The sequence below is a fragment of the Paenibacillus doosanensis genome, assembly GCF_025060755.1.
Lineage (GTDB): Bacteria > Bacillota > Bacilli > Paenibacillales > NBRC-103111 > Paenibacillus_S > Paenibacillus_S doosanensis.
This window is the reverse complement of sequence record NZ_JANYUY010000005.1, coordinates 94,818-108,833: the sequence shown is the minus strand read 5'-3', so window position 1 is coordinate 108,833 and position 14,016 is coordinate 94,818. Positions and strand designations below refer to the sequence as shown.

Annotated in this window: 9 protein-coding genes; all 9 read right to left on the bottom strand. The window is 51.1% G+C overall.

Going from position 1 to position 14,016, the window contains the following annotated elements; all coding sequences use genetic code 11:
- Positions 1 to 239 precede the first annotated feature (239 nt).
- Complete coding sequence (locus N0M98_RS06485; protein ID WP_259617307.1) at positions 240 to 1,982, bottom strand: glycoside hydrolase family protein; 1,743 nt, start codon at positions 1,980 to 1,982, stop codon at positions 240 to 242.
- A 32-nt stretch (positions 1,983 to 2,014) separates the two neighbouring features.
- Positions 2,015 to 4,915 carry an ABC transporter permease gene (locus tag N0M98_RS06480; protein ID WP_259617306.1) on the bottom strand — a complete coding sequence of 967 codons (2,901 nt, stop codon included), beginning with the start codon at positions 4,913 to 4,915 and terminating at the stop codon, positions 2,015 to 2,017.
- A 12-nt stretch (positions 4,916 to 4,927) separates the two neighbouring features.
- Entirely contained in the window at positions 4,928 to 5,962 is a 1,035-nt protein-coding gene (locus tag N0M98_RS06475) for an efflux RND transporter periplasmic adaptor subunit (protein WP_259617305.1), read from the bottom strand.
- A gap of 188 nt (positions 5,963 to 6,150) precedes the next feature.
- Positions 6,151 to 7,572: an S-layer homology domain-containing protein gene (locus N0M98_RS06470; RefSeq protein ID WP_259617304.1), complete on the bottom strand. Its 1,422-nt coding sequence runs from the start codon at positions 7,570 to 7,572 to the stop codon at positions 6,151 to 6,153.
- A 209-nt stretch (positions 7,573 to 7,781) separates the two neighbouring features.
- Positions 7,782 to 9,113: an ABC transporter substrate-binding protein gene (locus N0M98_RS06465; protein ID WP_259617303.1), complete on the bottom strand. Its 1,332-nt coding sequence runs from the start codon at positions 9,111 to 9,113 to the stop codon at positions 7,782 to 7,784.
- 140 nt (positions 9,114 to 9,253) lie between these two features.
- Positions 9,254 to 10,597: an ABC transporter substrate-binding protein gene (locus N0M98_RS06460; RefSeq protein WP_259617302.1), complete on the bottom strand. Its 1,344-nt coding sequence runs from the start codon at positions 10,595 to 10,597 to the stop codon at positions 9,254 to 9,256.
- A gap of 34 nt (positions 10,598 to 10,631) precedes the next feature.
- Positions 10,632 to 11,687, bottom strand: a complete 1,056-nt coding sequence (locus tag N0M98_RS06455) for a prolipoprotein diacylglyceryl transferase (RefSeq protein WP_259617301.1) — start codon at positions 11,685 to 11,687, stop codon at positions 10,632 to 10,634.
- An 87-nt stretch (positions 11,688 to 11,774) separates the two neighbouring features.
- Positions 11,775 to 13,088, bottom strand: coding sequence for an ABC transporter substrate-binding protein (locus N0M98_RS06450; RefSeq protein ID WP_259617300.1), 1,314 nt, complete (start codon positions 13,086 to 13,088; stop codon positions 11,775 to 11,777).
- A 219-nt stretch (positions 13,089 to 13,307) separates the two neighbouring features.
- Entirely contained in the window at positions 13,308 to 13,997 is a 690-nt protein-coding gene (locus N0M98_RS06445; protein ID WP_259617299.1) for a hypothetical protein, read from the bottom strand.
- Positions 13,998 to 14,016 lie beyond the last annotated feature (19 nt).

The window sequence follows — 14,016 nt, the reverse complement described above, 5'->3', positions numbered from 1 at the left end:
TAGTAGGGATAACGATACGATAGCTGATACAAACTTTTTCTTTTGCGTTTTCTTTTTCATTTCGCACCTTCTTTTCATAGTAATTTCATATGTCAACATTTGTCTTGTATATAAAATAGTATGAAACCATAAGTTCGTTATAGGCTGTTTCTTGCATGTTTATAGGTATATTTTTCTTTCTGAGCCAAGGGACCGGCTGCCGCCCCGAACGGAACGGCAGCCGAAAACCAACCGCCGGTTTACCAGTAATATTCCTGCTCAAGTCTACGGTATTGGCCCATCTTCATCGGAGCTTTATCGAAGATTTGCCGATGATTGTAGAACGGATGATGCGTTCCTTCCGGGCTTAAATGAACGACATCGTCACCGCGCCACTGAGTAACGAATTCTTCTCCCATCGCTTTTTCGACAGTTTGCCGCTTGCTGACCGGGAACGTTACCGTTATCGTTTCGCCTTTACGCGTCTCGCCCAAATCAAGAAAACGCTGCTTCACCCACATGCTCGGGTCGCTGCCGGATTGCGTGTGCGCAGTACCGTCCAATTCTCTTTGAATCATTACTTTGGCGTATCCCGCCCAATCCGGAATGCGCAGCAGAAGCTTAGGTATGTTCTGATGGATGTCCAGCACGACTTTGCCTTCATGCGGCAGATGGCTGCTCACATCCAGCCAGCGCGATCCTCTGTTGAGCAGGAAGTTCACGCTGACCGTGCCGTTGTTTTCAGTCATAGTATTGCTCCAGCCCATGAACAGCCCGCGGGTACCCGAGCCGATGCAGCAGGTTTGGAGATCGCTTGTGTGGCCCCTCCCTCCGTGCTTGTCGCAGCAGAAGTCGTTCGGAGCGGAATAACCGGCGAAGGCGCCCCGCGCCCGCTCGGCCACGTTATAGAACGATTTGAGACCGACGTCGTCCGCATCTTTATGATCGAGGCTGACGACCCAATCCAGGTCGAGCAGCTGCGATTCCGTCAGATGGTTGCGCAGAAACCGCTCGACGACCGCCCAATATTCGGTATATCCGCTTTGCGCCAGCATAATCCCTGTCGAGATGAGGTCGACCAGAGAGCAGGTTTCATGCTCAAAAGCCTGATCGTGCATATCTCCCGGCGTCCAGCCGAACGCCGTGCTCCATGTAAGCGCCCAGTCATAGCTCTTTTTGACGAAATGCGTGAGCGAAGCATCGCGAGTAAACCAAGCAAAGCGGGCCAAGGCGTCAAGCGTCCCAATGCGCGTATGGAAATGGCCGCTGCGGTAAGCAAGCGCATCGTTAAAGCTGCCGTCCGGGTTAAACACCCCGCTGCGCTGTACGATCAATGCCGCAAAATATTGGCATAGCTCAAAAGCATCCGTATTGCCGGTCAGCTCATGGTACTTCAGCAGCGGCATAATCAAGCGCCCGCAGAATGCGGCGGGGTCCGGGGCAAGCCGCAGCTGCACGGCATTGTTGGACGGCCAGCCGTTCACGGTATATTCCGAAGCAGGGTAATACCATACATCCCGTTCCTTGACCGCGATCCGCTTCAATGCGGCGACATGCTTGTCGGCCACGCTTTTAATTTTGCGGTCTCCCGTCGACATATACCAAGAAGTCAACGCGAGAATAACCGCTCGCTGATCGATTAAGTTGGCGGTCGGCTCCCATGGCGCTTTCGGATTTTTCATCCGGTAGCTCAGTCCGTCGTCCTTGAAAAAACCGAGGAAGTTCTCGCGGTACTTGGCTTCGATATCCAGTCCCCTCTCCTCTCCCGACATATGCCTGGCCAAGACCAGGGCATCGATCAGACGGCCGTGGCTGGAGCCGTAGTCCCAATCCCCATGAGTCAAATAAGCCGGCTGCTCCAATAAATTGGCGGCAAAGAACGGGATATGCTGATGGTCCTCATCCGACATGCCGATAATGGCATGAAGCACGTGGCCTGCCCGCTCCTCCAACATTAACGTATCGGGTATTAACTTTTGATTTTTAGTGATCATGCTCATCATCCGAATGCTCCTTCTCCATATAATTTGTTCATTTAATCCTCTCCAAGCTTGACAGCCTGATGAATGCGGATTCTCGAAACGATATGCGCCAGAATCATTAGCGCGACGGCAATCATAACGGTAACAATCCAGTACAGACGCACTTGATCGTGCGGATCGAACGTTACCTTAAACGGCGGCACCTGCGTCTTCGGATCGAACGACATTTCAAACAATGGCACGAACAGCTGGCTCGCGATGCCCCCTGTCATAACACCGATTCCGATCGCCGCTCCGGATATCAATACCTGCTCGCCGATCAAAATGACCAGCAGCTGAAAAAAAGAAATGCCCATAGCCCTTAATATCCCGAATTGCAGCGTTCGGGCACGCAGCGATAAAATCCAGTACAGCAAAAAACCGAAAAAGCAAATGAAAACGGAAATAAGGAAGCCGAGCGTCATCACGCCGTTGATCGCCATTTGGAACGGGTCTTTAATCGCCTTGATCTGCTCCTGCTTGGCATCGCGAAGCGATTCGATCTCGTAGCCGTGGTCGGAAACCGCCTTGTACACCGCCTGGCTGCCGGCTCCTTCTTGAAGCTTCAGCCAAACTTCATAAGGCTCCAATGCCAAATTATTTTGAATGTATGACAAATGGCCGACGATGAGCATCGGCTTTTTCACTTTGGTTGTCGTTCCCGCTTTGGAGGTTACCGTCACCGTGTCGTTCGCTCCAGGGTTAGGATTCCAAGAAGGCCAATAATCGATAATTCCGTAAACGGTGAACTGGGCTCCTTCAACACCCGACCAGCCGACGGTAATCGTATCCCCCGTCTTAACGCCGTAATCTTCAGCCATGGATCGGGAAATCAGCACGGAGGACGGTTTGGCGGCAATCAGGTTCAAATAGTCGTAGAAATGATGATCCAGCAGCCCCGACCGCAGCCAGGCGGTTTGCCCGAAATCCTTGGTCTCAATGCCCATCAGTTCAACCGTATCCTGCGTCTTCCCTTTGGCAAAGGACGCGTCTTTCCTAATAAACACCTTCGCGGCATGCTCTACCCCAGGCAGCTGCGTGAACGGCAGAAACGAAGGCTCGGTGTACTGCGTCTTGTGCGGCGTTGCTGCTTCCGCATCGTCTTCCGCCGATTCGTCTCCCTCCTCGCTGAGCAGGCCGGTAAGAATAGCCGGAGGCGCGTCGTTCTCCCAGCGGATTTGCATCGTAATATCGGCTCCGGCCGCATAGCGGATCTTGTCCGTCGTATTTTTGTTAATCGTTCGCGTTGCGCTGGCACTGAACAGTCCCGTAGCGATCGTAATGATCAGAAACACCATAATATATTGATACTGAGTCGAGGAACGGCTAACCTGCAGCAGCGTAAAATACATCGACGGAGACCACCATCTGCGGCCCGAGCTGTAAATCAGACGCATCATCCACGGGTACAGCCGAAGCACGAGCAGCCCCATCCCCAGAATGAACAGCGCGGGAATAAGAAACAGCAGCGGATCGACCCGCAAATCTCCGGATTTCAAGCCGAGCGAGAGCAGGTCCTTGATACGGCTCTTGTAGTTATACAAGCCGTACAGAGCAATTCCAATGACAATTACGTCGATATAGTACGTATGCCAGAACGAGCTTTTTTTCTGCCTTGCGGACTGCTGCTTATGCCCGACGATCGTCATTTTCGTGGCCAGCAGGACGGGAATGAGCGTCATGACAAGGGAGCTGCCTACGGCGATCAATGCATACAGAAACGCCTCCCTGTTCAGCGATACGTCCAGCTTGGCGCGCTGCACGAATTCCAGAAATCCGCTGGATGCTCCCAGCATCTTGGTCAAGTACATCCCGGCATAAGGTCCGACGAAAAAAGCGACTATTCCAAGCACCAAGCCCTCGACCGCATAGCCCATAATAATTTGCAGGCGGCTCGCGCCACGGCTCCGCAATACGGCGATCTCCGTCTTCTGCCTTTCCGTGATCAGATTGGCTACCATATAAAGGTAAAAACCAAGCATCAATACGACAGGAACGTTGAGCGACCACAGCATGATTTTCAAATTCGCTTCTTTGACATAGTACGCTCCAAGCGTTTTCAATGCAGGGGCGTTGTAATTGTGATTTTCGTAGAGCTCATCCATATGCTTGTCGATTTGAAAATGCGCGGCAATAAACGTGTTGATCGTCGGCAGCGTCATCTTCGTGTAATCGAGCGCCCAATACCAATAGCTGGATTGGATCTGCAGCTTGCCCCCTGCAGTAAAATCTTTTTCAAACAGGCCGTAATCAATAATAAAGCTGTTCTTATAGCTGCTTGGAATGTTGTACCAGAACACATCCGAGTAATTGCTTCGGTCCAAGACTCCTACCGGCTTAATCTGAACTTCTGTCTGGTTGCTCTCATCCCGAATGATAAACACGGTATCCAGCACCATACCGAGCTCCGTCAGCGCCTCCGGGACGACGAGCGCTTCATATACTCCATTCACCGGTTCTTTGGCCGGAAGCCGGCCGTCAACAAGCCGGATATGCTTCTCCAATCCGTCGATAGCCGTAATATCGGCCGACCGCTGCCGGGTCGTATCCACCTTGTCCGGTTCCGCCGGAGTGACGTTATAACGCTGAGTGGCTCGTTCGCGAACATAATACTGCTCCGGAATACCGAACCTTTCGCCCATCGTTTGAAGGAATGCATCCGATTTCGCCAGCTTGACGCTTTTCTCCTTATCTTCCGCAGGCAGGTGAGCCGACAGCCAATAAATGCCGGGATATTGGCCGAAGCTTGCCTGAAGCTGCTGAAGTTCCTGGATCAAGAGACGCTGCAAAATCGCATTCGTATAAATCGGCATGCTGCTTGTCAATGCGACAGATATAATCAACCCGAACAGCAGACTAAGCTCCAGCCATTTATTATTGATCATTTTGCGCAGGATCATCGTAAAAATCGCCAATGTCTTAGCCTCCTAGTTCGCCAAAATGATTTTTTGGCCCTCGCTTACGCCCTTGCGGATCTCCACCTCCGTCGCAGCGACAATTCCCTTCTCCACGTCGATTTCCTTGCGGCTTTCCCCTTCAAGCACTTGCACATAATCGCGCCCCATATAACTGCGCAATCCCGCTCTCGGGATGACGATCACATGGTCTCTGCTCTCCGTAACGATGGTGATATCCGCCTGCGAGCCGATGGTCACGTCATCGGGCAATCCCTCCACATCGATGACAAGGGATTTATTGTTCTTATCCTGCACCACCTTGTTATCGCTTGGAGCTGCGGTCATCGGCGTCTGTACGACTTTGCCCGGGTACGTCTTGTCCTTGATTTTTACCGTAACGTCCATGTTGATTTCCACACCCGCCAGGTCGTTCTGACTGGAAGCGGTATAGATCAGCTTCATCTGCTTCGGATCGGCTAACGTGACCACTTGTTTGTAAGCGGCAACTTCATCTCCGGGCTCTATCGAATCGACGAAGGTGACGATGCCGTCGACCGATGCGACGAGCTTGGAGTTTTCCAGCTGCTTTTGCAGCGAATTCAACTGGATTTGCGCACTTTCCATATCGAGCTTCTTCAGTTGGACTGAAGGATCATCCGCTCCTTTGTCGGCGATTTCCTGCACCAGCGAAATTTTCGCCTTTTCGATGGCAATTTCCTGAACGCGGATTTTCGTTTCCAGTTCCCCCGTATCCGTCACGGCAACAACGTCCCCGCTGCTCACTTTATCTCCCAGCTTGACATTGAGCGATAACAGCTTTCCCGCCGCTGTCTTGTAATACAAGTAGTCTGTCTTGTCGGAGGCAAAGGTCGCCACCCCGCTGATTTGTTTGACGATAGCGGCCCGCTTCGCTTCGAAAACGTTCAGCGTCTCCTTCACCGGCTCGACGAGCGGAGGCGCAAGCTCCTCTTCTTCTACAGGAAGCAGCGAGCATCCCGTCAACGCCGACATGGATATCCAAATTCCGAACGTTAGAAGAATCTTATGCATCAGCTTATTCGACATGTTGACCAGCCCCCAATGCGTGTTACCATCACCTTACTATGAAAACGCTGTCGTGTTTTGGGGGATTTAATTCATCTTTATAGGTTATTTACTCCATCCTTATACGATAACGCCGTTCTCAATGAAAAAGGGAAAACCCCGAGAGGAGTTTTCCCTTCCATACGATACATTTAAAGAACTATGGACGATTACAGCGCGCCGACCGCCCATAAGCAGGACGCATCAAATAGCTTCCATGCTTCATCCGTTGCATTGTCCTTCATAGCACCAGCTTCCCCTCCATACATAACCGTACGCGCCACTACCGTTTCGCCCAAAATATTTTTTGAGCCTTTCTCATAGCCGATAACGATAGCTTTGCTCGGGTCGCTTTTGAGGCTTGCAATGACGATGCCGTCGCTGCTCGGAATGCCGTAAGAAATTTGCTCAGGCTCATAATAAAAGTCCACATCGCCCTTCAAACCGGCAGCCAGCGGATGATCTTCGGTTTTGATAGTAATGGCCGTTTGCTTCTTCACGGAGGTTCCTTCGGAAACGGTCGAGAAGTCGGCGTCGCCGAACGAAATCGATTTATTATAAACGATCGGAATTGGAACGTCTTTCAGCTTTTTCTTGACATATTTGGAGTTCGTAGACGAGCCGATGACGATAAGATCAAACCCTTGTACCGAGTCCACCGTCAGCTTGGTGCTGGATAGACGAGTTACCTCGAAGCCAAGCGACTGCATACGGCTTACAATTGCTTCCTCCTCTTGGCGCAATTTGACTCCTTGCATATCGCTCGTAATAATAACTTTTTTCCCTTTGACGGACACTTTATCCGACTTTGCATTCGGTTCCGCCGGTTTGGTGTCCGGCTGCGGCGTTGTCGCAGGCTCCGTCGGCGTCACAGGCGTCACAGGCGTCGTTGGCGACGTAGGAGTCGTTGGAGTCGTCGGAGCGGCCGTTCCTTTATCGTTAAACAGCTTTTTGGCTTCATAGCTCGCGAGCGCCAGCATTTTGCGCGTAGCCGGAGCGCTTCCGTCGAACTTGCCGCTATCGAGGTTCGTCAGCAGCTTTTTGTCCAAAGCAAGGGCCACATAACCTTGAGCCCAGCCGTCCACGCTGCTGTCGGACACAGGAGTAGCGGATTTTACCGCATCGTCCAGTCCGAGACCGCGGATCAGAAATGCCGCCAGCTCCTGGCGGGATACCGGACCCGAAGGGTTGTACGTTTTGCCTTCGGCGTCGTAACCGTTGGTCAAGCCGGCCTTCTTCAGCGCCTCTACGTAAGTCAATGCCCAATGATCGGAGCTGACATCGTTAAACGAAGACTTTGTAAGCGTTTTATCCATAGGCAGCGAGAAGATGATAGTCGCCACCTTGGCGAACTGGGCACGGTCCATTTGAGCGTCCAGGCCGAACGTATCGTCGGTCAACCCGCTGAACACGCCCTCGCGAATCAATTCATCCAGCTTGTCCTTCAGCTCCTGAGGCTGATCCTTCAAATCTTTAAAATCGTTTACGCTCTTAACCGGAGCGGAGCTCCCCGTATCGGCTGCAAATGCGAACGGGATCACCGTCAGCGATAAGAGAAGGAAACATAATAGTGAAGAAAACAGTTTTTTCATTTAGTGCACCTTCCTAAATTTAGTGTGACTGCCTGTGGCCTTCCTGAATTTTATCGGCAAAAACATAATAGTTTGAGCTACCACCCCCTTTCTCCCGACGGTTTGAATCATCCATCATCCGTGGCCTTTCTTCCCTTTAAACATAATACGAATTACGCAAAAGATTATAGGGGCTTTGGAGCATCATTATAGGTTCATTATTCCTTCTATTATTTTTGCGCCGCTTTGTTCAGCTCTTCCTTGGCGGCTTTTTCGGTCAAAATCGCCTTCGTCTCCTTCTCTTCCGTCATGCGCAGCGCCGTTACCGTATCTTTGGACTCTTTGAAAATGAGCGGATCGAACACGTTCTGGGTCGCAACCAAATGATAGGTCAGGCCCGGGGCACGCGCAGGCGTGGCGCCGGCATATTTGCCGTAAAAAATCGAATCGATATGCTTGCCCTGCATTTGCGGCAAGTTTTTGCCGAAAGCGGCCTGCACCGCAGGCGTTTGCACCGGCACCACATTGCCTTCCTTGGCCAGTTCAATTTGCATTTCCTCACTTAGAAGGTAGGTGATAACCTGAAACGCCAAATCTTTTTTCTTCGATTGCTTCGTAATATAGGCTGACATCAAATTCGGCTGGTACCTCGTTTCGGGCAAATCGGCGAATACGGGAACCGTGGAAATATCAAAATTCAACTGCTTGTTATCTTCATAAAATTTGACGATCCGGTCGGCAGAAGCGACAGCCATCGCAATGTTGCCTTGAGAAAACTTTTCTACCGTATCGAATTGGTTGGCGGGAATGTCGTAAAACCTCCGCAAATTATCCACCAGTTTCTTCCACCCGTCCGACACCAGGCTCGCCTTGTCTTCCGTCGCGCTTAACGGATGAAGCGACAGCTGATTGTAATTCATATAATGGCCGGGATTTTGCGAATACCCTTTATAGGTAGTTTCCCCTTCGACGCGGGTCAGCTTCTTGGCCTTCTCGTAAGCCTCGTCGTACGTCATTCCGTTATGCGGGTAGTCGACTCCGAATTTATCGAATATGTCTTTGTTGTAAAAGAGCAAAAAGTCCCCGATCAAAAAAGGAAGACCGTAGACGGCGCCGTCCCGGGAAATATTCCGCATCCGGTCCATCGAGGGGCCGTTCAGCTTGCTTGTGTCGAAATTGTACTTCTTAATGAGCTCCCTCATGTCGTATTGAAGGTCGTTATCGAGAATATAGCGGTTGAGATTCAAATGCGAGTCGTCCATAATAATGTCGGGAACCGTGCCCGCCGCAATCAGATCCTGATATTGTTTGCCGGGGTTATCCCAGTGAACATGCTTGATCCGGATGTCGGGAAACTTCTTCTTGATAAACTGACCGATCTGCTTCTCGAATATGTCTTCCTTGACGTAAAACGCAGGCCATACCGTGTAAATAAACAATTCGTTGTCCGGCGACGCCGCTTCCTCCTTTCCTTCTTGAACTATGGCGGGGGCGGATTCGCATCCCGCTAACAAGACGGTCGCTGCAGCTATAAGCAGCGTCAACTTCACACTATTGCGCATCGGTAGCTTCCTCCCTTGGATGGTTTGCTCCGGGATTGCTCCGGGAATGACAGTCTATACAGCCAAAGCAAAGAGGCGCTCCTCCATCCGAATCGTTTCATGGTAGAAGCGCCCCTAAGCTGTTTCAGTTACCTGTTTCTCTATTTTGCCGCCGCTTTGTCGACCTCGGCCTTGGAAGCCTTGAGCGTTTCGATCCCTTTGGTAGACTGTTCCTCGATCATCCGCAATGCGGTAACGGAGTCTTTGGATTCTTTAAAAATAAGCGGAGCGAATACATTTTGCATCGGCACGTCATACCATAACAGACCATTAGCCCGCGCCGCAGGCGGCATCGCCGTCTTGCCGTTGTAGATCGCTTTAATATTCTTGCCTCTCATTTGCGGCAGGTTCTGTCCGAATGCCTCCTGCACCGCTTGGGATTCCATCGGCACGAGCACGCCCTCTTTGGCCAGATCGACCTGATGCTCCTCCGACAAGATGGCCGCCATAGCCTGGAAGGCCATATCCTTCTTCGTCGATTGCTTCGTTATATACATCGAGTAGACGTTCGGCTGGTAGCGCGTATTCGGCGCTTGGCTGAACGACGGAACGGAGACGATATCGAAGTTCAAGTTTTTGTTCTGCTCATGATACGTAACCAGATGATCCACGGTCGCAACCGCCATCGCAATATTCCCCTTGCTAGCGAAGGTCTCTACGGTATCGAACTGGTTAGCGGGGATATCGTAAAATCTGCGCAAATTGTCTACGACCGTTTTCCATTCCGGCGTATTCAAGCTGGCTTTATTTTCCGTCAGGCTTAGCGGGGACAGCGAGAGCTGGTTGTAGTTCATGTAATGCCCCGGATTTTGCGAAAAGCCTTTGTAAGTGATTTCACCGTCCACCCGCGTCAGCTTTTTGGCCAGCTCATAAATTTCGTCGTAGGTCATCCCGTCCTTAGGATAATCCACGCCGAACTTATCGAATATATCCTTGTTATAAAACAACACGAAATCGTTATTGTTGTACGGCAGCCCGAACAGCTTGCCTTCCGGGGTCAAATTTTTCATTTGCGCGACAAGCGCCGGATTCAGCTTGGTCACGTCAAAATTATATTTTTTAATCAAGTCCCCGATATCGTATTGGAGATCGTTGTCAAAAATATAGCGCTGCACATTCATACGGGTGTTATCGAAAATCAGGTCCGGTATCGTACCGGCCGCGATCATATCCTTATATTCTCTTCCTTTATCCCAATGCACGTGCTTGATCGTCATATCCGGAAATTTCTTTTTCAAAAATTGACCGATCTGTTTATCGAAATTTTCCTCCTTGGAAAAGTACGGGGGATTCACCGTATAAATCAGCAATTCGTTATCGGGTGATTTCTGATCCGTTTTACCTTCATTGGTTGCAATTTCGGATATAGCCGGATTATCGGTACAACCGGCCAAAAGACCGATAGATAGCGCGATGAGCATCGAGCCTTGAAGCTTTTTATTCATGCTCTATTCCCAACCTTTCTTTTACTATGTAAAATCAGCCGTTTTGCAGCGTCCATAGAACGAGATTATCAAGCAGTTTCCAGCAAGCGTCCGTCGCATTTTCCTGTAATCCGTTGTTTAGAAAGAAGAAGGAGACACGCGCTTTCACTTCGTAGCCGTCATCGGCTTTGGTGCCTTTGTCGTAATAGTAAATAGCCGCCTTCTCTTTATCGCCCGGCGCGGTAGCGATGATCTTCGCTTCTTTGCCCGGGAGGCCGTACCCGATGCCGATCTTGCTGTTCGTTTCCTTATAAATGTCGACGGAGCCCGATAGCCCGCCTGCAACCTTATGATCGCTGTCGACGATATCGATCGATTTCACATTGAGTACGTTGGCATTCTCCTCAATGGACGATAAGCCGAGGTAGAACATACCGTGGTTTTTTACGTATACGGTCGGAATCGCAACCTCTTTCATGATGCCTTCCTTCAAAATTTTGGAGTTCGTCGTTTGACTGAAATAGACCAGATCCATCCCTTTCGTGTCATCGAGCGTAAACTCCTTGTCGACTGCCCGCGTCACTTTGAAGCCCAGCTTCGATAAGCGGTCAGCGACAAAATCGTCCTCCGGGGCTCTCTCCCTTCCGACCATTACAAGCTTCTTGCCTGCGGCGGAAATCTCTTCTTTCTGCTCTGCTGCCGGCGCAGGTGCGGCAGGTGCCGGAGTGGCTTTCGGCGCTTCGCCGGATGCTTCGGCAGCCGGGGCTTTCGTCTCCTGCGCAGGCTGCTGCCCATCGGCCTTCGGCGCTTCCGGCGCCGGCTTGGCCTCATCGGCCGGAGCTTTCGTTTCGGCTGGCTTCGGCGATGCCTCAGGCGCACTCTTATCCATGTCTGCCGGCGCTTTCGCGTCGTCCTTCGGCGCATCTGTCGGAGCCGGCGACGGAGTCGGTGTTGGGGATGGCGATGGCGATGGGGACGGTTTCGGCGTGCTGGACGCCTCCGCGCTTTTCGGCGCCGTTCCGCCATCCGCCTGATTCGCTGCCGGGGAACCGCAAGCGGCGATGGAAATGGTCATGATAATCGCGATCAGCAAAGCTATTAAACGCTTCATTACTACTTCTCCTCCTATGAATGATAATGTTGGCAATAGCAAACCTCCAGCTCCACCTTTCGAGTGCCGCTGGAGGTTGCGCTATGATTACTTATTGGCTGCCTTTTCCGTTAAAATGCCTTTGGTCGTTTGTTCCTCGATCATCCGCAGCGCAGTCACGGAATCCTTGGATTCGCCGAAAATGAGCGGCGAGAACACGTTATGAAGCGGAACGTCAACATATGTCAAGCCGTTGGCGCGGGCGGCCGGAGGCATCGCGTTTTTGCTGGCGAAGATCGCCTGCGTATGCTTGCCCTGCATTTGCGGCAAGTTTTTGCCGAACGCTTCTTGAACCTTCTGGCTTTCCAGCGGTCCGATAATCCCTTCCTTGGAAAATTCGATTTGCATCTCTTCCGACAGCAGGTACTGCAAAATTTGGAACGCCAAATCTTTTTTCGTCGATTGCTTCGTAATATAGGCCGCATACATATTCGGCTGCGCTTTCGTATTCGGAAGATCCGAGAACGACGGCATGGACGCAATATCGAAATTCAAGTTTTTGTTCTGCTCATACCATTGAATAATTTTTTCCGACACGTGCACGCTCATCGCCATATTGCCTTTCGGGAAATCGTCGACCGAAGTAAACTGGTTGGCCGGAATTTCGTAGAAGCGTCGCAGATTGTCGACCTCCCGTTTCCAGCCCTCGGTATTGAGCTCCGCTTTATCCTCCGTCAAGCTGAGCGGCGACAAGGACAGCTGATTATAGGTCATGTACAAGCCGGGATGCTGCTGGTACCCTTTGTACGTTTTCTCGCCTTCGACGCGGGTCAGCTTCTTCGCCAGCTCGTAAACCTCGTCGTAGGTCATGCCGTCCTTCGGATAATCGACGCCGAACTTATCGAAAATATCTTTGTTATAGAACAAAACAAAATCGCTCAATTGGAACGGCAACCCGTAAATTTTGCCTTCCGGCGTCACGTTTTTCATTTGAGCCATCGCCGCAGGATTCAGTTTGCTCGTATCGAAGTTGAACTTTTTGATCAGATCGGTCATGTCGTACTGAAGATCGTTTTTGAGAATATAACGCTGCAAATTCATCCGCGCGTTGTCGATAATAATATCGGGAATCGTTCCGGCGGCGATCAAATCCTTGTATTCTCTTCCTTTATCCCAATGCACGTGCTTGATCGTAACGTCAGGGAACTTCTTCTTCAAATATTGCCCGATTTGCTTATCGAAAATTTCTTCCTTTGCATAAAAGGCCGGATACGACGTGTAGATGAAGATTTCGTTAGCCGGAGATTCCGGCGTTTTGGTAGCGCTGGGCTCCTCCACAGGGTTGGCAGGAGAAGCGGTACAGCCGGCAATCATGGAGACCGTAGAAGCGATCAACAGCGTTGACTTCAATGCTTTTTTCATTTTTGACAAGATCCTCCCTTATTCGTTTCTGACATCGTTTCAGTAATTTCTCTACGGGCCGTGCAAATCATGTAAACGCTTTGAAAATTCGTTATCGGCGATCCTGCACGGCCGATTTCAATAGATTAATGATCTATTAATACTTTATTACGAAAAGAGTCCGCTTTCATTGGGCGAGAATTCATTTTTATAGGTTATTTGTGCTGCATCTCCTTCGCATCATGCTCCGGTTACCCACTGCACCGCCGCGTCGAACAGCTTCCAGCCGTCGTCGGTTTGGTTAATCTCCTCGCCGCCGACCAGATAAAAGTAAACTTCTCTCGCCGGCAGCGGCTCTTTGCTCATATTCGGCGTCCCCTTCTCAAATGCGCAAATGACCGCCCGCCGCTCGTCATCGGGAGCGGAGGCGATGATGTCACCGCCTTCGGGCACGACAAAACCGATTTTGCCCTCGGACTGGTACACGGTAACATCGCCCTTAAACCCTGCCGCCATAGGATGATCCGCCTTTTTGATCGTCACGGCTCGGCCCCTGAAATCGCCGTTATCGATATCCGACGATTTGCCGGACAGCTCGATATCGCCTATGTTTTGCGATTCCGCATAAATTACCGGCACCGGCGACTTTTTCAGCTTATCTCCCACCTTGCCGGAATTGACGGTCGAGCTGACGAATACGAACCGGTACGCCAGCGCTTGTTCCGCCGTAAGCTCTTTATCGGCCGTAACGTAAACCTCGTAGCCGAGCCCCTTTAACCGCTTCACGACCAGAGCGTCTCCGCCCCCTTCCCTGCCGACGAACAGCACCTTCTTGTTGGCCTCGGCCTTCGGGGCCGTCACGGAGGAAGAGCAAGCGGCCAGCAGCATAACCGCCATGATCACCGCGATCCAGCTTAGCTTCCTTTTCATAACCATAAACGCCTCCCCG